At 67.7% G+C, this 24,580-nt stretch carries 18 protein-coding genes; 5 read left to right on the plus strand and 13 right to left on the minus strand.

Features of this window, described 5'->3' with window-relative positions:
* Positions 1-165 precede the first annotated feature (165 nt).
* Positions 166-501: a hypothetical protein gene (locus tag ABIC66_RS21920; protein ID WP_354073116.1), complete on the plus strand. Its 336-nt coding sequence runs from the start codon at positions 166-168 to the stop codon at positions 499-501.
* Here the strand turns inward: ABIC66_RS21920 and ABIC66_RS21925 are convergent.
* The 7 genes from ABIC66_RS21925 to ABIC66_RS21955 form a co-directional block, all read right to left on the minus strand.
* Positions 491-1,597, minus strand: coding sequence for a PfkB family carbohydrate kinase (locus tag ABIC66_RS21925; protein ID WP_354073118.1), 1,107 nt, complete (start codon positions 1,595-1,597; stop codon positions 491-493). The genes ABIC66_RS21920 and ABIC66_RS21925 overlap by 11 nt on opposite strands.
* Positions 1,598-2,272, minus strand: a complete 675-nt coding sequence (locus tag ABIC66_RS21930) for a bifunctional 4-hydroxy-2-oxoglutarate aldolase/2-dehydro-3-deoxy-phosphogluconate aldolase (protein WP_047411483.1) — start codon at positions 2,270-2,272, stop codon at positions 1,598-1,600.
* Between the two features lie 563 nt (positions 2,273-2,835).
* Entirely contained in the window at positions 2,836-5,565 is a 2,730-nt protein-coding gene (ppc, locus tag ABIC66_RS21935) for a phosphoenolpyruvate carboxylase (RefSeq protein ID WP_354073120.1), read from the minus strand.
* 185 nt (positions 5,566-5,750) lie between these two features.
* On the minus strand, positions 5,751-6,506 hold the full coding sequence (kduD, locus tag ABIC66_RS21940; protein WP_354073122.1) for a 2-dehydro-3-deoxy-D-gluconate 5-dehydrogenase KduD: 756 nt from the start codon (positions 6,504-6,506) through the stop codon (positions 5,751-5,753).
* 135 nt (positions 6,507-6,641) lie between these two features.
* The gene (gene kduI, locus ABIC66_RS21945; protein ID WP_354073124.1) at positions 6,642-7,484 is read right to left on the minus strand and encodes a 5-dehydro-4-deoxy-D-glucuronate isomerase; all 843 of its coding nucleotides are present in this window, start codon (positions 7,482-7,484) and stop codon (positions 6,642-6,644) included.
* A 24-nt stretch (positions 7,485-7,508) separates the two neighbouring features.
* Positions 7,509-8,972 carry a glucuronate isomerase gene (gene uxaC, locus ABIC66_RS21950; RefSeq protein WP_354073126.1) on the minus strand — a complete coding sequence of 488 codons (1,464 nt, stop codon included), beginning with the start codon at positions 8,970-8,972 and terminating at the stop codon, positions 7,509-7,511.
* Between the two features lie 108 nt (positions 8,973-9,080).
* On the minus strand, positions 9,081-10,169 hold the full coding sequence (locus ABIC66_RS21955) for a LacI family DNA-binding transcriptional regulator (protein WP_354073128.1): 1,089 nt from the start codon (positions 10,167-10,169) through the stop codon (positions 9,081-9,083).
* A 159-nt stretch (positions 10,170-10,328) separates the two neighbouring features.
* Between ABIC66_RS21955 and ABIC66_RS21960 the strand changes: the two genes are divergently transcribed.
* Together ABIC66_RS21960 and ABIC66_RS21965 are read left to right on the plus strand one after the other, a co-directional pair.
* Complete coding sequence (locus ABIC66_RS21960; RefSeq protein ID WP_354073130.1) at positions 10,329-11,837, plus strand: UxaA family hydrolase; 1,509 nt, start codon at positions 10,329-10,331, stop codon at positions 11,835-11,837.
* Positions 11,838-11,960: 123 nt separating this feature from the next.
* A complete protein-coding gene (locus ABIC66_RS21965) occupies positions 11,961-13,409 on the plus strand; it encodes a mannitol dehydrogenase family protein (protein WP_354073132.1) in 1,449 nt (482 codons plus the stop codon).
* Between the two features lie 109 nt (positions 13,410-13,518).
* Here the strand turns inward: ABIC66_RS21965 and ABIC66_RS21970 are convergent, their stop codons facing one another.
* The 3 genes from ABIC66_RS21970 to ABIC66_RS21980 form a co-directional block, all read right to left on the minus strand.
* Positions 13,519-14,079: a sugar transferase gene (locus ABIC66_RS21970; RefSeq protein ID WP_354073133.1), complete on the minus strand. Its 561-nt coding sequence runs from the start codon at positions 14,077-14,079 to the stop codon at positions 13,519-13,521.
* A 15-nt stretch (positions 14,080-14,094) separates the two neighbouring features.
* Positions 14,095-16,770 carry a coiled-coil domain-containing protein gene (locus ABIC66_RS21975; protein WP_354073135.1) on the minus strand — a complete coding sequence of 892 codons (2,676 nt, stop codon included), beginning with the start codon at positions 16,768-16,770 and terminating at the stop codon, positions 14,095-14,097.
* Between the two features lie 172 nt (positions 16,771-16,942).
* A complete protein-coding gene (locus tag ABIC66_RS21980) occupies positions 16,943-17,143 on the minus strand; it encodes a hypothetical protein (protein WP_354073136.1) in 201 nt (66 codons plus the stop codon).
* Between the two features lie 232 nt (positions 17,144-17,375).
* Here ABIC66_RS21980 and cysD point away from each other — a divergent pair, with 232 nt between their 5' ends.
* Both cysD and cysN read left to right on the plus strand, forming a co-directional pair.
* Positions 17,376-18,368: a sulfate adenylyltransferase subunit CysD gene (cysD, locus tag ABIC66_RS21985; RefSeq protein ID WP_354073138.1), complete on the plus strand. Its 993-nt coding sequence runs from the start codon at positions 17,376-17,378 to the stop codon at positions 18,366-18,368.
* A gap of 1 nt (position 18,369) precedes the next feature.
* Positions 18,370-20,277: a sulfate adenylyltransferase subunit CysN gene (gene cysN, locus ABIC66_RS21990; protein ID WP_354073140.1), complete on the plus strand. Its 1,908-nt coding sequence runs from the start codon at positions 18,370-18,372 to the stop codon at positions 20,275-20,277.
* Here the strand turns inward: cysN and ABIC66_RS21995 are convergent.
* From ABIC66_RS21995 to ABIC66_RS22005, 3 genes are all read right to left on the minus strand, one after another.
* Positions 20,265-21,464 (minus strand): MFS transporter, encoded by a 1,200-nt coding sequence (locus ABIC66_RS21995; protein WP_354073142.1) that lies wholly within the window; start codon positions 21,462-21,464, stop codon positions 20,265-20,267. The two genes, cysN and ABIC66_RS21995, sit on opposite strands and share 13 nt — an antisense overlap.
* Positions 21,465-23,174 carry a methionine--tRNA ligase gene (metG, locus tag ABIC66_RS22000; protein WP_354073144.1) on the minus strand — a complete coding sequence of 570 codons (1,710 nt, stop codon included), beginning with the start codon at positions 23,172-23,174 and terminating at the stop codon, positions 21,465-21,467.
* 121 nt (positions 23,175-23,295) lie between these two features.
* Positions 23,296-24,573 carry an MgtC/SapB family protein gene (locus ABIC66_RS22005; RefSeq protein WP_354073146.1) on the minus strand — a complete coding sequence of 426 codons (1,278 nt, stop codon included), beginning with the start codon at positions 24,571-24,573 and terminating at the stop codon, positions 23,296-23,298.
* Positions 24,574-24,580 lie beyond the last annotated feature (7 nt).

Consider the following 24,580-nt stretch of genomic DNA (forward strand, 5'->3'; position numbering starts at 1 on the left):
CCCTCCCCGACCTCGCGGTCCTCGCCGCGAGCCGATTTCGTTCGCCCAAGCTGCCGCTCCCCGTTGGGGGAGCTGAGGGGGCCAGCGCGCCCTATGCGGAGCTGCCCCTCCGGCCCTCTGGGCCGCCTCCCCCCGAGGGGAGGATCCACGATGGAGACCCGCCCCATGCCCCTGCCCCGCAAACCGCGTCAGAAACGCTCCCCGAACGGCACCCGAGCCAGCCGGCGCAACGTCCGCAAACGAGCCTGGCTTCACGCGAAACTGGTCGAGCGTTTCACCGCGCTCGCGATCCAACTCGAAGAGCGACGCAAGTACACCTACCGCGGCGCCTATGGCGCGATCAGCTACTTCAAGCCCGGGGAGCCCATCCCGCCGGGCTATCAGAAGGTCGAGTACGACGAGAACGGCGACGAGACCTCGCCCTACGTCAAAGAAAAAGCCCCCGGCCTTGCGACCGAGGGCTCCATCTTCTTCCAGGAGAAAGAGACGCCTAGCGGATGACCCGCGCGCCCTTGCCCTTCATCACGGCCTCGACTTCCGCCTGGCGCACCATCGAGGTGTCGCCCGGGGTGGTCATGGCCAGGGCGCCGTGAGCCGCGCCGTATTCGACGGCGGCCTGGGGGCCCTTGCCTTCCATGAAGCCGAACGCGAGACCGGAGGCGAAGCCGTCGCCGCCGCCGACGCGGTCGTAGATCTCGAGGTTTTCGCGCATCATCGAGGCGTAGAACTCGCCGCCGGCGTACAGGATCGCCGACCAGTCGTTGACCGAGGCGGTCTTGGCGTTGCGCAGGGTGGTGGCGGCGACCTTGAAGTTCGGGAACTCCTTCACGGCCGTCTGGATCATCTTCTTGAAGTTGGCCGGATCGATCGCGCTGATGTGCTCGTCCAGGCCTTCGACTTCGAAGCCCAGGCAGGCGGTGAAGTCTTCTTCGTTGCCGATCATCACGTCGACATATTGGGCGATGTGACGGTTGACCTTCTGGGCGCCTTCCTTGCCGCCCTGCGACTTCCACAACGAGGCGCGGTAGTTCAGGTCGTAGGAAATCACGGTGCCGTACTTGCGGGCCACTTCGACCGCTTCGATCACGGCCTCGGCGGTGTTGCTGGCCAGGGCCGCGAAGATGCCACCGGTGTGGAACCAGCGCACGCCTTCCTCACCAAACAGCTTTTCCCAGTTCACTTCACCGGGGCGAATCTGCGAGGCGGCCGAGTGGCCACGGTCGCTGCAGCCCAGGGCCGGACGAACGCCGAAGCCCTTTTCGGTGAAGTTCAGGCCGACGCGGGTGTTGCGGCCCAGGCCGTCGAAGTCGCGCCAGATGATGTGGGAGGTGTCGACACCGCCCTGCATCATCAGATCCTCGACCAGCCAGCCCAGGTCGTTCACCGGCAGGGCGGTGACGGCGGTCGAGCGCTTGCCCCAGCACTTGCGGAAAGCGCGGGCGACGTTGTATTCGCCGCCGCCTTCCCAGACTTGGAACTGACGGGCGTTGCGGACCCGGCCGAAGCCCGGGTCGAAGCGCAGCATCACTTCGCCGAAGGAAGCACAGTCCCACTTCGTTTCCGAAGCCGGGCGGATGTTGAGGATATTGTCGGTCATTTAGGCCTTCCCACGAACCTTCTTGATCAGATCAACCGTCTCGCGGACCTTCTTGGAAATGCCCGCGTAGTCCTTGGCGTCCAGCATTTCTTGGGTGATCAGCTTGGAGCCCATGCCGGCGGCGACGATGCCCGCGCCGAACCACTTCTTGACCGAGGCCTCGTCCGGATCGACGCCGCCCGTCGGCATGATGCGGGTCCAGGGCATCGGGCCCAGCACCGCCTTGACGAAATCGGGGCCGCCGACCGACGAACCCGGGAACACCTTGACGATCTCGCAGCCCAGTTCCTCGGCGTAAGAGATCTCCGAGGCCGAGCCGCAGCCCGGCGAGTACGGGATCTTGCGGCGGTTGCAGACCTTGGCGACGTCGGCGTTCAGGATCGGGCCGACGACGAACTTGGCGCCGTTGGCGATGTAGATGCCGGCGGTCGGGGCGTCGACGATCGAGCCCACGCCCATGATCACGCGCGGATCGGCCTCGGCGAAGTAGCGGGTGACTTCGTAGAAGACGTGGCTGGCGAAGTCGCCGCGGTTGGTGAACTCGATGCAAGGCGCGCCGCCGTCGGCGCAGGCCTGGATCACGCTCTTACAGACCTCGACGTCCGGGTGATAGAAAACCGGGATCACGCCTTGGTCCATCAGGGCGGTCAGCACCGCCATACGGTCTTTCACCATCGTAAACTCCTTCCCGAAGGATCGTTCTTGCGCGGATGGCCTTTTGGGCCGCCGCACGAGCAATATTTCGCCGGTAGTGGCTCAGGGCGTTCCCTTAGACCGCGTCGCGCGCCGGCGCCATACCGGGGGCGCCGCGACGGAGAACTAATGGGGCGCGGGACGCGAAAACCTGGCCGAACCCGGCCGCTCCGCGTGAAAGTCTCTGGTCGTCGCTTCCTTCCCCGAACCCTTTTTGCCTTGCCGCCCCTGGCCCGTTCCGGACGCAAAAGTGAGGGCGCCGGCATGACCCGACGCCCCGGAAGTTTGCGCAGGAGCGAGCTCAAAGAGCCGCAAACGAGACGGCCAACCACGACGCTGAACCGAACCGTTGTGACACCGGTGTCACGGAAAACCAGAAAAGTGGCCTGGCCACTTAGCCACCGGTGTCATGCGCAGATAAACAGAAAGCGGCGGACAGCGCAAGCGCCGTGGAGTTGGGAAATGCCGGCCGGCAAAGCGTTGAAAATGAAAGCCTTTGCGGGCTTGGCCAATCCGCGTTTCGGCCCGCCTCTCCCTCTCCGCCCTTACCCCGTATTGCGCAGACCCGCCGCGATGCCGGCGACGGTCAATTGGATGGCCAGACGCAGCGACTCGTCCTGGTCTCCGGCCCGGCGTCGCGACAGCAGCTCCAGCTGCAGATGGTTCAGGGGATCCACCGAGCGGCCGGCCAGGGCGACCGACTCGGCCAGGTCCGGCTGGTTGTCGAGCAGCGCCGCGCCGTTGCGGATCTCCAGCGCCAGGCGGGTGGCGGCCTCGTGCTCGCGCTGGATGGTCGCGAAGATCCGCTGAGCGTCGGCCTTGTCCGGCGACAGGGCCACGTACCGGGCGGCGATGCCCATGTGGCTTTGGGCCAGGGCCAGCTCCATGTTCGACAGCAGCGAAGCGAAGAAGTCGAAGTTTCCGGCCAGGTCGCGCAGCTGCTCGACCGACAGGCCGGCCCGCTCGACGCCCGAGGCGAAGCCATACCAGCCCGGCAGCATGAAGCGGGCCTGCGACCAGCTGAACACCCACGGAATGGCGCGCAGGTCCTCGATCTTGCGACTGGCGGTGCGGCTGGCCGGACGGCTGCCGATGTTGAGACGGGCGATCTCGCTGATCGGCGTGACCGACCAGAAGAAGTCCTCGAACGCCGGATCGTCATAGACGAGCGCCCGATAGCCCTCGAACGAGCTCTGGGCCAGGGCGGTCATGGCGGCCTCGACCTTGGGATCGGGGCGGTGGACGGGCCGGTCGCTGGCGATCAACACGGCGGCGGCCAGGCCGTCCAGGTTGCGGCGGGCGGTGGGCTGGTCGCCGAAGCGGCGGGCGATCATCTCGCCCTGCTCGGTCATGCGGATGCGGCCCTGGACGGTGCCGGCCGGCTGGGCCAGCACGGCCTCGGCGGCCGGTCCCCCGCCCCGCCCGACGCTGCCGCCGCGGCCGTGGAACAGCTGCAGGCCGACGCCCATCCGGTCGGCCTCGAACGCCAGGGCCGAGGCGCCGCGCGCCACGCCCCGACGGCTGGCGACATAGCCGCCGTCCTTGTTCGAGTCCGAATAGCCGAGCATGATTTCCTGCACCGGCCGATCGCCCAGAATGGTCCGGCTGAGTGGCATCTCCAGCCACTGGCGCAGCACGGCCGGGCCGTTCTCCAGGTCGCCGATGGTCTCGAACAGCGGCGCGACCTTGACCGAGGCGCGCGGCGCGGCCCCGCCCCAGACCAGGCCAACCTGCTTCAGCAGAACCAGCGGCTCGAGGATGTCGGACAGGGTCGCCGCCTTCGAAATGATGTAAGCCCCCAGGCATCCATGACCGTAATCGCGCACCGCCTGGGCGGCGGCGTCCATGGTCGCCAGCTCCTTCGTCGTTTCCTCGCTATAGGCGGTGAACGGCGAGACCAGCGGCCGCTGGTGCGACAGCTCCTCGATCAGCACCTTGCAGCGAGCGTCCTCGTCGAGGTCCAGATAGCGGACGCCGGCCCCGGCGCGCTGGAACAGCTCGTGGACCGTGCGCTCATGAACGTCGGCGTTCTGGCGCAGATCCAGGCTCATCAGGTGGAAGCCACAGGCCTTGGCCACCGCGACCAGGGTGCGCAGGGCCGAGCCGACCAAGCGCTCGCCGCCGTTGCGTTCCAGACTGTCGATAATGACCGTCAGATCGGCGACGAAGGCGTCCGGATGGCCGTACGGATCGACGTCGGTGGCGCCGTTGGCATAGGCCACCGGTTGGCCGGTCAGCTTCTGGGACACGGCGGTCAAGCGGTCGAAAACCAATTCGAGGGCCAGGCGATAAGGCTCGTCCAGGCGATGGACCGACGGGTCCTTCGTCTGGGCCGCCAGGGCCAGCAGCTCCTCCGAGACCGGCGTATAGGCTGTCGAGACCGCGAGATTAGACCACAGTTTGCGCACTTCGCCGGCGTACCAGTCGAGGATCACGCGCGACTGCGAGGCGAAGGCCAGCTTCAGGGTCTCGCCGTTGACGCCGGGGTGGCCGTCGCGGTCGCCGCCCAGCCACGAGCCCATCTTCAGCAGCGGCGCCAGGTGGCCGTGCTGGCCGATCTTGCCGGTCCAGTCGCCATAGAGGTCGATGATCGCCGGCAGGATCGAGGTGCGGACGATCGACAGGGCGTTGCGGATCTCGTCCTTCACCGTGATCCGCTCGGGCCGGTACAGACGGGTCCGCCACATTAGGGCGATCTCGCGGAACAGGCTCTCGCGGATCTCGGCGTCCAGGTCCGGCGGCAAATGGTGGCGGCGCAGGGCCATCAGGCGCGAGATCTCGGTCTCGCGGTCGACCATGCTGCGGCGACGGACTTCGGTCGGGTGGGCGGTCAGCACCGGCACCACGTTCATGGCCGCGAAGATCTTGGCCAGCTCGGCGTCGGTCTTGCCGTGAGCCTTCAGGATGCGGACGGCGTCGATCAGGGTGCGCGGACGCTCGTCGCCCGGCTGGGCGTCGGCCTCGGCGTGGCGGCGGCGGCCGGCGACGTCCTCGCCGATATTGGCCAGCAGCGAGTGGCTGGCGAAGGCCCGGGCCAGGAACACGGCCTGCTCGGTCGAGAGGTCGGCGAACAAATGGTCCAGCACCGGCGCGTCGCCATTGGCCACATCCTCGCGGGAAGCGGCCCTGCGCGCCTTGGCGACCAGGGCGGCGGCCTCGTCGCCTTCCAGATAGGCGATGGCTTCGGCCAGCAGATCGCTCAGCAGATTGGCGTTCTGACGGACGTAACGGCTGGTCGGGCGGTCGACGTCGATCGACAGGGCCGGGTTGCGCATGGGCGGACTCCAGGGACCGCCGAGGCGGCGATCCCGTACTGGAATGGATCTAGAAACGCGTTGGGCGCCGCAGGGCGAACCGAGGCGCCAACGCCGCGGCGCCCTCTAGCGCGCTTCACCGGGCGGGGAAAGCCGCCCAGCACGATGGTTGCGCTACCATCGTATTTTTGCGCGTTTTCGTTTCGCTAACGGGCCAGCCAGCCGCCATCCACGGGCAGAGTAATCCCTTGGACGTAGTCGGCGGCCGACGACGCCAGGAACACGGCGGCTCCGCCGATGTCCTCCGGACGCCCCCAGCGGCCAGCCGGGATGCGGGCCAGGATGGCCGCGTTGCGGTCCTGATCGGCGCGCAGGGCCTCGGTATTGTTCGTGTCGAAATAGCCGGGGGCGATGGCGTTGATGTTGATGCCCTTGGTCGCCCACTCGTTGGCCAGGATCTTGGTCAGGCCGGCCAGGCCCGACTTGGCGGCCGTGTAGGACGGCACGCGGATGCCGCCCTGGAACGAGAGCAAGGAGGCGATGTTAATGACCTTGCCGCCCCCCTGCTTCAGCGCCTGCTTGGCGAAGGCCTGGGTCAGGAAGAAGACGACCTTCAGATTGGTGTCCATCACCGCGTCCCAGTCGGCCTCCGAGAACTCGATCGAGTCGGCGCGACGAATGATGCCGGCATTGTTGACCAGAATGTCGACCTTGCCGAACGCGGCGACGGTCTCGTCGACCACGCGCTGGACGGGTTCGATCGAGCCGAAGTCGGCCTTGATCGACAGGAACTTGCGGCCCAGCGCCTCGACGGCGGCCTGAGTCTCGGTCGGTTCGCTGCGACCCGCCGCGGCGATGTCGGCGCCGGCTTGCGCCAAGGCGATGGCGATCCCCTGCCCGATGCCGGTGTTGGCGCCGGTGACGAGCGCGACCTTGCCTTCGAGGCTGAACGGATTGGCCATGGCGAGTTCCTGTCTAGAAATGCTGTCATCCCGGCGGAAGCCGGGACCGCCGCAAGCGCAAGCGCCTTGGGCGGTCCCGGGTCTACGCTGCGCTCCGCCCGGGATGACAGGTCGGGAGTGCGCGGGCTTTCGCCCCTACTTCAGCTGGCAGATGTCCAGCACGTTCATGTCGGTATAGTCGAGGTTCTCGCCGCCCATCGCCCAGATGAAGGTGTAGTTGGCGGTGCCCGAACCCATGTGGATCGACCACGGCGGGCTCATCACAGCTTCTTCGTTGGCGATCACGATGTGACGCATCTCGTCCGGCTCGCCCATATAGTGGAAGACCCGGTCGTTCTCGCCCAGGCCGAAGTAGAAATAGGCCTCCGAGCGGCGGTCGTGCAGGTGGGGCGGCATGGTGTTCCAGACGCTGCCCGTCTTCAGCACGGTCATGCCCAGCAGCAGCTGGGCCGACTTGCAGGTGGTCGGCACGATGTATTGGTAGATGGTGCGCTCGTTGGAGGTCTCCAGCGCGCCGCGCTCCAGGGCGACGGCGTCGGCGAAGGCCAGCTTCTTGGTCTCGAACGACGCGTGGGCCGGCAGGCTGACCAGATAGAAGCGGGCCGCGGCGCCGCCCACGCCTTCGAACGTCACATCCTTCGCGCCCATGGTGACGTACAGGCCGTCACGCGGAACGATCTCGTAGACGACGCCGTCGACGGTGATCTTGCCGGTGGTCTCGCCGACATTGATCACGCCAAGCTCACGGCGCTCCAGGAAGGGGTGGCCGGCGGCCGAGGCGGGCTCGGTCTGGTCGGGCAGCTTGATCGCCGTGGTGGCGACGACGCCGCCGACGACGAAGCGTTCGGCGTGATTGTAGGTCAGGACGATCTGGCCGTCTTGGAACAGGCCCTGCATCAGGTAGCGATCGCGCAGGTCGTCGTTGCTGACCGCGAACATCATGTCCGGATGGGTGGCGTGGTAGGTCTTGGCGAACATCAGGAAGTCTCCGGAAGGGTGTTCTTATTCGGCGGCGGCGCGCAGCGTGGTCGGGCGAGCCCAGTCCGGACGCTGGTCCAGCTTGTAGGCCTTCTTAGGCAGGTTGTACGTCAGATCGACGATCAGCTCCTCGGCCTCCACGAGGTCCATGCGGTGCTCGGCGACCATGCGGGCCAGGAAAGCGCTGTCGACTCGGCGCGCCACGTCGTGGCGGGCGGGGATCGACAGGAAGGCGCGGGTGTCGTCGTTGAAGCCGACGGTGTTGTAGAAGCCAGCGGTCTCGGTGACCTGCTCGCGGAAGCGCATCATGCCTTCCGGGCTGTCGTGGAACCACCAGGACGGACCCAGCTTCAGCACCGGATAGTGGCCGGCCAGCGGGGCCAGTTCGCGGCTGTAGGTAGTCTCGTCCAGGGTGAACAGGATCACCGACAGGCGCGGGTCATTGCCCAGGCGGCCCAACAGCGGCTTCAGCGCCGAGACGTACTCGGTGCGCATCGGGATGTCGGCGCCCTTGTCGCGACCGTGCGTGGCCAACAGGCCGGCGTTATGGTTGCGGTGCGAGCCTGGATGGATCTGCATGACCAGCCCGTCGTCCAGGCTCATCTTGGCCATTTCGGTCAGCATTTGGGCGCGGAACAGCTCGGCCTTCTCGGGCGTGACGTCACCCTTCACCAAGCTGTCGAACAGCGCCTCGGCCTCGACGTCCGAGAGGTCGGCGGTGGCCGCCGTCGGGTGACCGTGGTCAGACGACGTGGCGCCAGCGTCGATGAAGGCGGCCCGGCGCAGGCGGTGCGCTTCGAGGTAGCTCTTCCAGTTGTAGACGTCTTGACCCGAGGTCTCGGCGAAGCGTTCGAAAGCGCGCGGCGAGCGCTCATCCTCGAAGTCGATGACCGCGTCGGGACGATAGGCGGTGATCACATGGCCGCCCCACCCGCTTTCGCGGATGGCGTGGTGATGCTTCAGCGTCTCGTGCGGCCCCTCGGTGGTGGCCAGGGTCTCGATGTTGAAGCGGTCGAACAGAGCGCGCGGCCGGAAGGCGTCGGTGGCCAAGGCTTCGTTGATGCGGTCGAAATAGTCGTCGGCGTTCGAGGCGTCGAGGAACTCGGTGAAGCCGAACACCTTGGAGAACACGTGGTTCAGCCAGATCCACGACGGCGTGCCGCGGAAGAGGTGGAAGTTGCTGGCGAACAGCTTCCACGCCGCGCGTGGATCGGTCGCTGGAACGCCGGCCTTGGACCGCACCTTCAGCGCATCCAGGCTGATCCCCTGGCTGTACAGCATCCGGTACAGATAGTGGTCCGGCGCCAGCAGCAGGTCGGTGGCGTCCTGGAAGGGCTCATTGGTCGCGAACCAGCTGGGATCGGTATGCCCGTGCGGGCTGATGATCGGCAGGTCCTTGACCAACGCGTAGAGGCCACGTGCGTAGGATCGCGTGCTCGGATCGGCCGGGAACAGGCGATCGTCGTGGAAATTCAGAGGCCTGGCCATGGCGTTGCGTCTGCTCCCTGTTTAGCCGGCGGTCTTGCGGATGGCCGTTTCGGCTCGCTTGGTAACCGGTGTCAGAATCCGATGCAACCCGCAGAGGGCTACAAACAATCAGGCGGGAACCGGGCCGGAGGACTCGCGGACCACCAGGCTCGGCTCGGTCTTGGTCGTGTCGCGCGGCTCGCGGCGCTCGACACCTATCAGCTTCTCGGCGGCCATGCGGCCGATCTCGCGGGTCGGCGTATGGACCGTGGTCAGCGGCGGCCAGACGGCCTGGGCGATCTGGAAATCGTCGAAGCCGACCACCGTTAGGTCCTGCGGCACCGACAGGCCCGCCTTGCGCGCCGACTGCAGAACGCCGGCGGCCATCTCGTCGTTGCCGCAGAAGATCGCTGTCGGACGTGGGGTTCGCGCCAGCAGCGCGTCGCCGCAGGCCACGCCGGACTCGAAGGTGTAGGCGCCCTGGACGATGTCCTTCTCCGCCAACTTCAGCCCCGCCTCGGCCAAACCGTCCTCGAACCCGCCTTTCCGCTCGTGCGACGAACGGAAGGAGTCGGGACCGGATATGAAGGCGATGTTCTTGTGGCCCAGCGCGAGGATGTGGCGCGCCGCCTGCCCAGCGCCCATCCGGTCGTGGCCAACGATCATGTGTTCGGGCTTGTCCAGCTCGACCGAAGCGATGCGGATGTACGAGCAACCGATCTCGTTCAGCAGCTTGGCGACCCGCTCGTCCTCGGACACGGAAGGCGGCAAGACGACGCCGTACAGCTTCTGGCGCTCCACGAACGATCTAATATCGGCCAGGAAGGTGGGGCTGGCGCGGTCGCAGGGATGGACCACCAGTTCGAAGCCCGAGCCGCGCAGGCCATCCAACAAACCCAACTGCATATTCACGACATATTGCGGATTGGGATTGTCGTAGATCATGCCGATCAGGAACGAGCGGCGAAACGCCAGGCCTCGGGCCTGTGGATCGGGGGCATAGCCCCATTCGGCGATCACCGCCTCGATCCGCTCACGCGTCTCGTCGCGCACGAAAGGGGATTGGTTGATGACGCGAGAGACAGTCTTCTTGGAGACCCCCGCCAAGCGGGCGATATCGTTGATGGTGGCCCTGCGACGACCACCCTCGACGCCGCTTTCCCCTTCTTCCTGGGTCGAGGTTTCCGGGATCGAGGAAGGCGTCTTCGAAGAGCTCACGGCGTTTCCAGCAGCTTAAGGCGTTTTCTTTTGTCATACTCTAGCCGCGCGAGCATCTCCAACCTAGGACGAAACGTTGGCGTACGGTATGACTGACACCGGTTACCATGGCGCCTAGCGTCCAAATTAGCGACACCTCTTCCGGCGACGACGATAACGATGACTGAAACCACCCTGGCCCAACGCGAATCGATCCACCCCGTCGACTCTCGGGACCATGTGGCCACGGCCCTGCGCGATCTGGTCGCCGGTGAAGTTCTCGACCTGCATGGCCAGGCCATCACGGTCCGCGTCGATGTGCCCAAGGGCCACAAGATCGCCATCCGCGCCGCCCGGCTCGGCGACGATATCCTCAAGTACGGCTGGCCGATCGGCCGGGCGGTCGTCGATATCGCCGTCGGCGATCACGTCCACGTCCACAACGTCGCCACTCGTCTCGAAGGGGTCGAGAATTACGCCTTCACGCCGTCCGCCCCGGAACCGCGCGCAGAGGTCCCTGCCCGCACCTTCGACGGCTATCGCCGCAAGAACGGCCGGGCCGGCACCCGCAATGAGATCTGGGTGCTGTGCACGGTCGGCTGCGTCGCCAACACCGCGCGGCGCATCGCCGAGAAGGCGAACGCCCGCTTCGCCGGCCGCGTCGACGGGATCTACGCCTTCCCCCATCCGTTCGGCTGCTCGCAGCTGGGCGACGACCTCACCCATACCCGCAGCCTGATCGCCGGCCTGGCCGCCCATCCCAACGCCGGCGGCGTACTGATCCTGGGTCTCGGTTGCGAGAACAATCAGCTGAAAGCTCTGCTGGAGTCGGCTCCTGACATCGACCGCGACCGCTTGAGGAGCTTCACGACCCAGATGGTCGAGGACGAGTTCGAGGACGGCCTGGCCGCCATAGAGGCCCTGGTCGCGATCGCCGAGCAGGATCGCCGTGAGCCGATCCCGGTCTCGGAATTGGTCGTCGGTCTCAAGTGTGGCGGCTCGGACGGCTTCTCGGGCGTCACGGCCAATCCGCTGGTCGGTCGCATCGCTGACAAGGTCGCCGACGCCGGCGGCACACCCGTGCTGACCGAGATCCCCGAGGTGTTCGGGGCCGAGAACGTGCTGTTGCAGCGCGCCGCAAGCCGCGAGGTGTTCGACCAGGCCGTTGGCGTGATCGACGACTTCAAGCGCTACTTCATCGACAACAACCAACCGATCTACGAGAACCCCTCGCCCGGCAACATCGCCGGCGGGATCACCACTCTTGAGGAGAAGTCCCTGGGCGCGGTGCAGAAGGGCGGACGCGCCCAGCTGGTCGAGGTGATCCGCTACGGCGAACGGGTCGGTCTCCATGGCCTGACCTTGCTGGAAGCGCCTGGCAATGACGCGGTGTCGTCCACCGCGCTCACCGCCGCCGGGGCCACGGTGATCCTGTTCACCACCGGCCGCGGCACCCCGCTGGGTTTCCCCGCCCCGACCCTGAAGATCGCCTCGAACTCGGGCTTGGCCCAGCGCAAGCCTGGGTGGATCGACTTCGACGCCGGCCAGGTGCTGGCGGGCGTGTCCATGGACACCGCCGCCGACGCCCTGATGGATCTCGTGGTCGACACCGCCTCGGGCAAGGCCACCAAGGCCGAGCTGAACGGCGAGCGCGAGATCGCCATCTGGAAGTCCGGGGTTACGCTCTAGGCGTTTGGTCAGGCCAATTCGGATTGCCACTGGCGCCGGCCTAGCTCATGTAGGGTTCCGCAAGGAGAGTCTCCCGGTGGAAACTCTCCTTCCCGAACCGACACCGAACCCAGGCGAGCTCCCTTGACGGTTTCTTCCGCGTCCTCCCCCGCCCTGCGTCTGAGCGCGACCAGCTATCCGGGGGCCATCCCTGGCGTCGTCCTGCCGAGCTACGACCGTGACAAGATCCAGGTCGGCGTCGTCCACTTCGGGCCCGGCGCCTTCCATCGCGCCCACCAGGCCTTCTATTTCGACCAACTGCTGGCCAAGGACCCGCGCTGGGGGATCTGCGCCGTTTCGCTGAAGAGCCCTGGCGTTCGCGACGCCCTGGAACCACAGGACGGGCTCTACACCTTGGCCCAGCTGGACGCCGAGACCACCTTCCGCGTCGTGGGGTCGATCGTCGAGGTGCTGGTCGCGCCCGAGGATCCGCCGTCGGTGTTCGCGCGTCTCGCCGCCCCGACCACCCGCATCGTCACCCTGACCGTGACCGAGAAGGGCTACACCCTCTCCAGCGCCGGCGGCCTCGACGAGAGCCATCCGGACATCGTCCATGACCTGGCCCATCCGCGCGAACCGGTCAGCGCGGTCGGCTATATCGTCGAAGGCCTGCGCCGCCGCTTCGCGGCGGGTCTTTCGCCCTACGCCGTCGTGGCTTGCGACAACCTCGCCGACAATGGCTGGCGCCTGAAGGCGGCCGTCGTCGCCTTCGCCGCCAAGGTCGACGCCGATCTCGCCGCCTGGATCGAGCGCGAGGCCAGCTTCCCGCGCACCATGGTCGACAGCATCACCCCGGCCACCGACGACGCCCTGCGGGCCCGCGTCCTGACGGCGACGGGGCTGGAGGACGCCTGGCCGATCCAGCGCGAAGCCTTCACCCAATGGGTCGTCGAGGACGTGCTGCCGGATGACGCGCCGGACCTGGCCAGCGTCGGCGTCATCCTGACCGACGACGTGCGCGGCTTCGAGCGCGCCAAGCTGCGCCTGCTGAACGGCGTCCACTCCACGCTCGCCTATGCCGGCATCCTGCGCGGACACGAGACGGTGTTCGAGGCGGTCAGCGACCCAGCCCTGGAAGCCCTGGCTCGCGACCTGATGGTCAAGGATATCATCCCGACTCTGACCGCGCCGCGCGGCCTGGACCTGGCCGAATACGCCGAGGCGATCCTGGCCCGCTTCCGCAATCCCGAGATCCGTCACTTCTTGGCGCAGATCGCCTGGGACGGCACTCAGAAGCTGCCGTTCCGGATCCTTGGCACGCTGACCGAAACCCTGGAGGCCGGCCGTTCGATCGAGCGCCTGGCGATCCCGTTGGCGGCGTGGATGCGGTTCGTGGCCCTGCGCGCCAAGACGGGCGAGGCGATCACCGACCCGCTGGCCGACACGCTGTCGGAAATCGGCGTCGGCGCCACCGGCGACGCCAAGACCGACGTCTCGGCCTTCCTGGCTTTGAACAGCGTGTTCCCGGCCAACCTGACCGGCAATCCCACCTTCATCGACGCGGTCGAGAAGGCCTATGCCGACCTCGCCTAGCGCGCGCCAGGGTTAAGTGTGCACGGTTAACCCGCCCGGGCGCGCTCTAATGCTTGAAGATAGAGCCTGTTCATCCGGTTTAGATGGCTCCATCTAAACCGGACAGGCTCTAGCGGGTGACGCCCCTGGCGGTCAGCACTGGAACGACGGTGCTGACCATGATCCTCAGGTCGAACAGGAACGACCGGCGACGCAGATATTCGGCGTCCAGCGCCACCTTGTCCGGGATCGCCAGTTCGTCGCGACCATTGATCTGGGCCCAGCCGGTGACACCGGGGCGCAGGACGTCTACGCCGGCGGCCTGGCGCGCCGCGATCAAGTCGTCCTGATTGAACAGCGCCGGGCGCGGACCGACCAGGCTCATATGGCCGACCAGCACGCTCCACAGCTGCGGCAGTTCATCGAGACTGAGCTTGCGCATGAGCGGACCGACGGGCGTCAGCCAGCGGTCCGGGTCCTCCAGCAGATGGGTGGCGACCTCGGGCGTGTCGATCCGCATGGTGCGGAACTTGGGCATCGGAAACAGCGCCGAGCCCTTCCCGACACGCCGCGACCAGTAGAGCCCGGGTCCCGGCGAGGTCAGGCGCACCAGCAGCCACAGCGTCGCCAGCGGGACGGCCAAGACGATCAGGCCAACCGCCGCCGCCAGGAAGTCGAAGGCGCGCTTCACTTAAGGCCTCGAGATTCAGCGCAGGTCGCCGCTGGCCGCATCGAGCAGCAGATAGGCCCGGCCAGCGTCCGATGACAGCAAGGCCGCCAGCAGGAAGCCTTCGCGGTCCTGGCCGGCCGCTTCCTCGATCATGCCGGCGTAGCGTTTCAGGAAGCGCTCGGTGTTGCCCTTCAGCGTGGAGTCCGAGAACAGCCGGCGAACCAGGCGGCGGATGGCGGCTGGCGCCAGGCGCTTGACCACCTCGCGGGCGCCTTCGGCGTCACGGGTCTGCAAGGCCGCGGCGATCTCGTCGATGCGGCCGCGCGGCAGCAGGGCGTGCGGATCGATGCCCATGGCGGTGATCTCGGCGGCCAGCTTCTCGCCCAGGCCAGCATCGCCCGGCGAACTGTTCTCGATGCCCGACAGCAGGTTGCGCCAGCTCCAGCCCCCCTCGCCGTCCGGCTCCGGCGGCGGCGAAGCGGACTGCTTGCGCGACGAGGCTTGCTCGAACACCGAGCGGAACTCCTCGTCGGTCGCGGTCGGCGTCAGGCGCAGACGGCGGCGATCGGCCGGCGGTTCGTCCTCGTCGTCGAACTCGACCATCGGTAAGGGCTCGGGCGGCGGAGCCGGCGGCGGTGCGGCGGCGCGCGTTCTCGGTGGCGGCGCGGTCGGTATCGCGGCGCGGGCGGCCACGGTCGAGGCGCTGGAGGCGGTGACGGCGCCAGCCGCCTCGCTGAGCATCTCGTAGTTTCGGCGCACGCGCTCCTGGAAGGCCTGGTCGATCGCCGCTGTCTCCTCGGCGGTGCGGCGGACGGCGTTCATCAGTTGCTCGACGCCCTGCTCGATAGCGATGCGAACCTCGCCAGCCTTCTGCAGAGCCTCGGCCGGCAGGTCGGCGGTGCGCTTGCCGATCTCGGCCAGCATGCTTTCCAGCTCGTCCAGCGTGCCGCGCGCGGCCTGGACGGAGTCGGCCAGCTTCTGCGAGGTGCGCGCCCCGGCCTGTTCGACCATCTGGGCCGAGTGCTCGATGATGTCGCGCGCCTCTTCCATGCGGGATTCGAACACGGCGTCGGCCTTCTGGCCGGCGGCGAAGGCGATCTCGTTCAGCTGGTCGACACGGCTGCGGGCGGCCTCGACGCGGGCTTCGACGCCCTCGGCCGCCTTCAACGCGGCCTCGGCCATGGCTTCCATGGCCGCTTTCAGCTCCTCTTCCAGCAGGGTGCGCTGGTTCTCGGCGACGTCGCCGATGGTCTCGAGCGTCTTCTTGGCGTTGTCGGCCAGGGCTTCGCGCTGGGCGGTCGCGCCATCGGCCAGCTCGCGGAACTGATCGGCCGCCGCGCTGATCAGGCCGCGTAGGATCTCCGCCCCCATGGACGCGGTGTCCGACAGTTCGGTGGCGCCGACCCGCGTATAGGCGACGAACTCGGTGAGCTGGGCGGTGCGGGTCTCGGCCTCGGAGGCGAAGTCCTCCTGGTCCGACCGCAGGGCCTGGCTGATCTCGACCAGGGCGGCGCGCTGGGCGGCCAGGCTCTTCTCGACCGACGAGATCTGATCGCCGACCCCCATGCCGGCGGTTTCGAGACGCGCGATCTGACGCGACAGGTCCTCGGCCCCGACACGGGCGGCGTCCGACGCCTCGGCGGCGGCGGCGGCCAGGTCGGCGGCGCGGGCGGCCAGGGCGGCTTCGGCCTCGCGCAGTTGGGTCTCGGCCAGGTCGGAGGCCTCGGCGACCATGCGGGCCTGGCTGCCGATCGCGTCGACCACCGCCGTGGAGCGGGCGTCCAGCGACTGCGATAGGGTCTCCATCGCTGTCCGTTCGTGGCTCAGACCCTGGGCCAGCTGGTTGGCCATCTTGGCGGATTCGGCGGCGGCTTCCGCCAGGCGCGCGGTCTCCTCGGCCAGGGCTTGTCGCAGCGAGACGATGTGCTCGCGCGCCCGCTGAGCGGCGTTGGCGGCGTCCTCGACGCCTTGACGCATCGAGTCGACGGCGCTGGACGCCCCGGCGGCGGCCAACACGGCGGGCGTGACCAGGCGGTCGGTCAGGGTGCGGGTGCGGCGCAGCTCGTCCGAGATGCCGGTCGCCTGGCGCAGCAGGTAGGCGCCCAGCAGGGTCAGCAGCGCCGGACCCAGGGCCAGACCCGCGAAGACCATCAGGGCGAAGCCCTCGACCTTGAAGGCCGGCACGCCGCGGGCGTAGCCCAGCGCGAAGGCGATCGGGGCCAGGGCCCAAAGGGCGGCGATGGCGGTGGCCAGGGTCCAGAACAGGACACTCGACATGCGGCGGGGCACGTCCGCGGTGGTCAGGGCGACCGGCGAGTCGGACACCGGGCCGCGCAGGTCCAGCGAGGCCTCGCGCTTGTCGGCCTTGGTCGGCGCATTGCGCTCGGACTCGACGATCGGGGCCGGCGGTTGGGCGCTGGCGGCCAGCGAGGTCGCTGGCTTCAACTCCGGCTCGGCGAAGCTGGTGATCGGCTCGGGTTCGGGCTCGCGGCGGCGGCGCGAGCGCACGGCCGTCGGCGGCGGAACGGCGAGATCGTCGTTCAGCGTTTCTTGCAGGCTCAGGGGTTCGGCGGTCGGGATCTCCGCCTCGGGCTCGGAAAACGATGTCGTTTCTGGGAGCTCAGGCGTGGTTCTGGTGTCCTCGGGCCCCTCGGGAGGACGGTCCGTTGGCGTCGCGGAAAAATCGAGCGGTTGGCGCTTCTTAGGCTTCATACACAGCCAGGGTCCCAGGACGTCGGCAAATGGGGCGTCGGCGAGGGGCGCAGGAGACAACCTTCGCGCGCCGGACCCCTCCTTCGCGTGTCACATGAACCTAACGGCGAAAAGCCTTGGCGAAAAGCGGCTTTGCTTGTGTTTGCAAGGGCTACGACGTCACAAGGCGCGTTCAGGCGTCGCGCGGCGGGCTCGCGGGGGCGTTGGCGGCGATCGGGGCGGGCTTGGCGGCGGGCGATCGGGCGACGGTCTTGGCGCGGACGCTCTTGGCGTGCGGGCACGAATTGTGATCGACCGCGACGCCGAATTGGCAAAGCGCGAACGACGACAGCCAGACGACCGCCACGGCCAGCATTTCGGTCAGGAAGCCCATAGCCCACCTCGGAAACCGATAGCGCCGTTATGTGAGCGTTCCAGGTGAAGGGCGAGTGAACTTTTGGTCATGAACGCCGAAGTTTCGAGGTGTGGCGCCACGCCAACTGACAGCGCCCCCAGAATTCCGACGGTTGTTCCTAAGCCCGCCCGGGCATAGGTCCCAGCCTGCACGCGGCGCGTCCCCTTTCGACGGGACGGGCCCGGACATTTTTCCTTTGCGGACCCTCGCCTTGGCCCTTACCCAATTCGCACCCGCCGCGTACTCGCCGGACCCGATGACCCCAGATCCGACACTAAGTCCCACGGGGGCCGTGATCTCGCCGGCGCGCCTGACGCACCTCCAGCGCCTGGAGGCCGAGAGCATCCACATCCTGCGCGAGGTGGCGGGCGAGTGTGAGCGGCCGGTCATGCTGTATTCGATCGGCAAGGACAGCGCGGTGATGCTGCACCTGGCCGCCAAGGCCTTCTATCCCAGCAAGCCGCCCTTCCCGCTGCTGCACGTCGACACGACCTGGAAGTTCCGGGACATGTACGCCCTGCGCGACAAGGTGGCGTCCGAGTTGGGCTTCGACCTGATCGTCCACAAGAACCCCGACGCCGAGGCGCGCGGGATCAATCCGTTCGACCATGGCAGCGCCTTGCACACCGACCTCTGGAAGACCGAGGGCCTCAAGCAGGCGCTGACCCAGTACGGCTTCGACGCGGCGTTCGGCGGCGCGCGGCGCGACGAGGAGAAGAGCCGCGCCAAGGAACGGGTGTTCTCGTTCCGCTCGTCCGAGCATCGCTGGGATCCGAAGAACCAGCGTCCCGAGCTGTGGAACCTCTACAATACCCGCAAGCATCCCGGCGAAAGCCTGCGGGTCTTCCCGATCTCCAATTGGACTGAGCTGGACATCTGGCAGTACATCCAACTCGAGAACATTCCGATCGTGCCGCTGTACTTCGCGGCCGAGCGGCCGGTGGTCGAGCGCGATGGCGCGCTGATCATGGTCGACGACGACCGCTTCCGCCTGCGCGACGGCGAGGTCCCGCAGATGAAGAGCGTCCGCTTTCGAACCCTGGGCTGCTACCCGCTGACCGGCGCGGTCGAGAGCCAAGCCACCACCCTGTCCCAGGTCATCCAGGAGATGCTGCTGACCACGACGTCGGAACGTCAGGGCCGGGTCATCGACCATGACCAGTCCGCTTCGATGGAGAAGAAGAAGCAGGAAGGGTACTTCTGAGATGGCCCATCAATCCGCCCTGATCGCCCAGGACATCGACGCCTATCTGCGCCAGCATCAGCACAAGTCGCTGCTGCGCTTCATCACCTGCGGCAGCGTCGACGACGGCAAGTCCACCCTGATCGGCCGCCTGCTGTACGACAGCAAGATGATCTTCGAGGACCAGATGGCAGCCCTCGAAGCGGATTCGAAGAAGGTCGGCACCCAGGGCGGCGCGATCGACTTCGCCCTGCTGGTCGACGGCCTGGCCGCCGAGCGCGAGCAAAGCATTACGATCGACGTCGCCTACCGGTTCTTCTCGACCGAGAAGCGCAAGTTCATCGTCGCCGACACCCCCGGCCACGAGCAGTACACGCGCAACATGGTGACTGGCGCCTCGACCGCCGACGCGGCCGTGATCCTGATCGACGCCCGCAAGGGCGTGCTGACCCAGACCCGCCGCCACAGCTATCTCGTGTCCCTGCTCGGCATCCGCCACGTGGCGCTGGCCGTGAACAAGATGGACCTGGTTGGCTGGGATCAGGCGGTGTTCGACGAAATCGTCGCCGACTATCGCGCCTTCGCCGAGCAGATCGGCCTGGCGGTCTTCACGCCAATCCCAATCTCGGGCCTCGGCGGCGACAACATGGCCGCGCGCGGCGAGCACACGCCGTGGTTCGACGGCCCGATCCTGATGGACTGGCTGGAGAGCATCGAGGTCGAGGACGACCTGCGGGCCAACCCGTTCCGCATGCCGGTGCAGTGGGTCAATCGCCCCAATCTCGACTTCCGCGGCTTCTCGGGCCTGATCGCCTCGGGCTCGATCAAGCCGGGCGACCGCATCCGCGCCCTGCCCTCGGGTCGCGAGAGCCGGGTGGCGCGCATCGTCACCCTGCCGCGGGACCTCGACCAAGCCGTCGCCGGCCAGTCGGTGACCCTGACCCTGGAAGACGAAATCGACATCTCGCGCGGCGACGTCATCGCCGCCGCCGACGCCCCAGCCCCTGTCGCCAACCAGTTCGAGGCCACGCTCGTCTGGATGGACGACGAGCCCCTGCCCCCGGGTCGCACCTATCTGCTGAAGCTGGGGACGAGAACGGTCAGCGCCAGCGTCACCGAGATCAAGCACCGGGTGAACGTCAACACGCTTGAGAAGACGGCGGCCAAGCGGCTCGAGCTGAACGAGATCGGGGTCTGCAACCTGTCGCTCGACCAGGCCATCCCGTTCGAGGCCTATGCCGACAACCGCCAGATGGGCGGCTTTATCCTGGTCGATCGCCTCAGCAACCGCACCGTCGGCGCGGGCATGATCAACTTCGCCCTGCGCCGGGCCGACAATATTCACTGGCAGCACACCGACGTCACCAAGGCCTCGCGGTCGGCGCTGAAGGCCCAGCGCGGCCAGGTCGTCTGGCTGACCGGCCTGTCGGGCGCGGGCAAGTCGACCATCGCCAACCTGGTCGAGAAGCGCCTGCACGCCTTGGGACGCCACACCTATCTGCTGGACGGCGACAATGTCCGCCACGGCCTGAACAAGGACCTCGGCTTCACCGAGGAGGACCGCGTCGAGAACATCCGCCGAGTGGCCGAGGTCGCCAAGCTGATGGTCGACGCCGGCCTGATCGTGCTGACCGCGTTCATCTCGCCGTTCCGGGCCGAGCGCCAGCTGGCCCGCGACATCCTCGAGCCGGGCGAGTTCATCGAGGTCTTCGTCGACACGCCCCTGGCCGTGGCCGAGGCCCGCGACGTGAAGGGGCTCTATAAGAAGGCCCGTTCGGGTCAGTTGAAGAACTTCACCGGCGTCGACAGCCCCTATGAAGCGCCGGAAAAGCCGGAGCTGCGGATCGACACCACCGCGATCGACCCGGTGGAGGCCGCCGAGCGGATCGTGGCGTGGCTGGAAGGCCAGGAGATCGACTACACGATCTGACGTCTGGCTCTCCGGCTCAGCAGGATGGCGCCGCCCAGGCCCAGCAGGGCCATGAACGCCACGGCCAGGTAGCCTCGCGCGCCCAGGGCGTCGAACAGCGGCCCGGAGGCCAGGGTCGCCACGCCCAGGGTGAAGCCGGACGACAGGGCCGAGTTGATCGCCTGAGCCGCCGAGGCGTTGGAGGGCGGCGTCAGCTTCTCGATCAGCCGCAGCGAGGCCAGGAAACTGGCGGCGAAGGTCAGGGCGTGCAGGCCCTGCAGCGGGAACAGCGCCCACAGCGGCGGCTCGAACGCGTAAGCCGTCCAGCGCAGCACGGCGGCGGCCGCGCCCAGGATCAGGAACCGTTCGGGACCCCAGCGACGGCGCAGCGGTTCGAGAAACCACATGAACCCGACCTCGACCGCCACGCCGACGCCCCACAGGACGCCGATCATTGGCTCGGAGATCCCTTGCTTGCGCCAGAGGATGGCCGAAAAGCTGTAATAGAAGGCGTGCGCCCCCTGGATCAGGCCGGCCGTGACCACCGCCAGCACGAAGGTGCGGTCCCGAACGAGGTCGCCCAGCCCCTTCCAGCGTTCGGACCGGGCAGGCTTGGCGCCTTCGGCGTGGACCCGTTCGGGCGGCACGGCCAGGGCCGCGGCCACCGCGGCGACCAGGCAGGCCACGGCGATCCAGATCGCGATGATGGTCGGGGCCGCGAAGGTGAGGATCGCGCCCATGGCCAGGTTGGCGGCGATGAAGGCGGAAGAGCCGGTGCCGCGTGGGATCCCGTAGTTGAAGCGCTCGGTCCGCGCTCGGCGCAGGGTGATCACGTCGATCAGCGGGGAGACGGTCGACAGCAGGGTCTGGCCGATGAACCAGGCCAGGATCAGCCACCAAAGGTTCCTGGTCGCCAAGAGGCCCGCATAGCCCAGCCCCGCCCCGACCAGCAGCAGCACCATCGGCGTGCGCCGCAGGGTGAAGCCGTCGGCCCAGACCGCCAACACCGGGCCGGTGAACGGCTTGAGCAGCAGCGGCGCGGCCAGGATCAGGCCGATCTCGCCGCCGGTCATGCCCCGCGAGCGCAGATAGGTGCCGATATAGGGCAAGCTGACGCCGGAGCTCAGATAGATCGCGGCGTAGAACAGGCAGAGACGGGCGAGGGTCGGGAGGCCGCCCCGTTCAGCGCTGTCTCCCGCCCCCGTCACCTATTCCGCGCCGCCGAAGCGGGCCGTCCATTCGGCGATCTGGTCGTCCTCGATCTTCTTGAACAGGACATCCGGTACCGTGATCGCCTGGCCGACGGTCAGCCTGTCGAGCTCGGCCTTAGCGTCGTTCGAGGGCCATTGCGCCGGGAAGTCCAGGCCGAACGCCTCGCCGATCTTCTCGGCCGCGAACGGGATGAACGGGGCCGAGAGCTTGGCGTAAAGCGCCGCCAGGTTCAGGGCCGTGCGGACGATGACAGCGGCGCGATCGCGATCGGTCTTGATCGCGGTCCACGGCGCGGCTTCCTGTAGATATTCGTTGCCGACCACCCAGAGGGCTCGCAGCGCCTGGGCGCTCTTGCGGATTTCGATGGCCTCCATCTGTTCGGCCAAATCCGCCAGGCGCGCCGAGACGTCGGCGAACAGCTTCTCCTCCAGCGGACCCGGCTCGCCGCCCGCCGGCACGACGCCGTCGAACTTGCTCTCGTTGAACTTAAGGATGCGGTTGACGAAGTTGCCCAGCACGTCGGCCAGGTCGCGGTTCACGGCGCTGGCGAACTGCTCCCAGGTGAAGGCCGTGTCGCTGCTCTCCGGCGAATTGGCGGTCAGGTACCAGCGCCACAGGTCGGGCGGCAGGATCTCCAGGGCCGCGTCCATGAACACGCCGCGCCGGTTCGAGGTCGAGAACTTACCGCCGTACCAGTTCAGCCAGTTGAAGGCCTTGAGCATGTCGACGCTCTTCCACGGCTCTTCCGACCCCAGAATGGTGGCCGGGAAGCTGACGGTGTGGAACGCGACGTTGTCCTTGCCCATGAACTGGACGTAGCGGACATCCTCGGCGCCGCTGTCGGTGCGCCACCAGCGCTTCCAGTCGCGGTCGGGCCCGCCGTCGGCCCATTCCTGGGTCGCGGCGATATATTCGATCGGGGCGTCGAACCAGACGTAGAAGACCTTGTCCTCGAAGCCCGGGCGCGGAAGGCCGTCCTGGGCCACCGGAATGCCCCAGGCCAGGTCGCGGGTGATGCCGCGATCGATCAGGCCCTCGTCAAGGTGCTTGTAGGCGATCGAGCGGGCCAGCGGCGGCCAGTCGGCGTGGCTGTCGACCCAGGCCCGGATTCTGTCGGCCATCTTGGTCTGCAGCAGGTAGAGGTGGCGAGTGTCGCGCACCTCGATGTTCCGCGAGCCCGAGATCACTGAATACGGATCGATCAGGTCGGTCGGGTCCAAGAGGTTGCCGCAGTTGTCGCACTGGTCGCCGCGCGCCTTCTCGAAGCCGCAGTGTGGGCAGGTGCCTTCGACATAGCGGTCGGGCAGGAAGCGCTTGTCGTCGACCGAATAGACCATCTGGTCGACGCGTTCCTCGATCAGGCCGTGGTCTTCCAAGGCCTGGCAGAAGTGCTGGGTCAGGCGGTGGTTCTGCGGCGAGGACGAGCGGCCGAAATGATCCCAGGACAGGCCGAACGCGCGGCCGACATCGTGCTGCAGCACGTGCTGCTCGGCGCAGTACGTGGCGACGTCCTGGCCGGCGGCGGTGGCGGCCAGTTCGGCCGGGGTGCCGTGCTCGTCGGTGGCGCAGATGTACAGCGTCTCGTGGCCCCGGGCCCGCTGGAAGCGCGCATAGACGTCCGCCGGCAGCATCGACCCCGCCAGATTGCCCAGGTGCTTGATGCCGTTGATGTACGGCAGGGCCGAGGTGATCAGGATGCGAGCCATGCGGGCGCGGCCTTTCGGGGGAGTCGGGGAACGCTAGAAAGCGTCCGCATATAGAAGGGTCGGACGGGAAACGAAAGCCATGCGTCCTCGAGGCCCCATACCCAAGACGAGGGCGCGCGCTCTAAAACAACAACACTAGCGCCGCGACGCCGGTCAGGCCCGCCGCCGCCGTCAATAGTAGCGGGGCGGCGGCGCGAAAGCCGGCTCGACCGCGCGCGATGGCAAGGGCCAGGCCCGCCTTGACCAGGGTGTTGGCCAAGACCGGCGCGGCCAGGATCAGGCCCGCGACCTTTGGGCTAAGGCTGCCCGCCGGCAGGCGGCTCATGGCGATGATGGCCGCGTCGACATCGACCATGCCGGAAAGACCCAGCACCGTGGCCAGACCCGCGTCCCCGAACGCCTGCATCGCCCAGCGGGCGGCCAGGGTGATGACCATGACCAAGCCCGCCAGCAGCAAGGCAGGGCCGAGGTCGAAGGGATTGCGAACCGAGGGCGCGGGATTGTCGGCGCCCGGCGGCGGCGATCGGTGCAAGGCCCAGCCGACATAGGCCGCGCCAACCAGCGCCGCCGGCGCCGCCACGAGCGCCAGGGCAGTCAGGGCGAACGGCGCGAGGACAGCGACAAGGACGAAGACACGGACGAACATCACCGTCGAAGCCAAGGCGATGCCGGCCGCCAGGACCGTCGCATCGCCGTCTGCCTTGCGAATGCGGGCCGCCAGCGCCGCCGTCACGGCGGTCGAGGACACCACCGCGCCAACGCCCGCCGTGATGAGCACGCCCTGCTTGGCGCCCAGCTTGCGGCTCGCCGCGTAACCAATCAGGGACAGGCCCGACACCAGCACGACGACCATCCAGATTTCCCGCGGGTTCCAGGCGTCCATCGGGCCGAACGCGCGGTCGGGCAGCAGTGGCAGTATCGCCAGCGAAATCAGGGCGAAACGGACGATGGCTTGGAGTTCGAGTTCGCTCAGTCCCTCGAGCCAGGCGTGCAGTCTTCGGCGCTGAGCCAGAACCAGGGTCATTAGGGCGGCCAGCACACAAGCCAGCGACCACTGCCCGGCCGCGGCCAGCGCCCCCAGACCCAGGGTGATGATTCCGACAACGGTGGTGGTGGCGCTGAGGTCGTCCTTGGCCGCGGCGCGGGCGTAGCCGATCAGCAGGGCCGCGCTCGCCGCGATCAGTATAGCGGCGCCGATCAGAGGGGAGACGCGGACCGTCGCCTCGCCGGCCACGCCGCCGGCCAGGCCGAGCAAGGCGAAGGTGCGCATGCCCGCGACCCGCGCTCCATCCGGCTCGAGCCGATGCGACCACCCTCGCTCGACGCCGATCAGCAGGCCCAGCGCGAACGCCAGGCCGACGCCGGCGAAGGGCGCCAGGGCCTGGGTCCAGTCTTCCAAGCGCCGA

This window comes from Caulobacter sp. 1776, assembly GCF_040545685.1.
GTDB lineage: Bacteria > Pseudomonadota > Alphaproteobacteria > Caulobacterales > Caulobacteraceae > Caulobacter.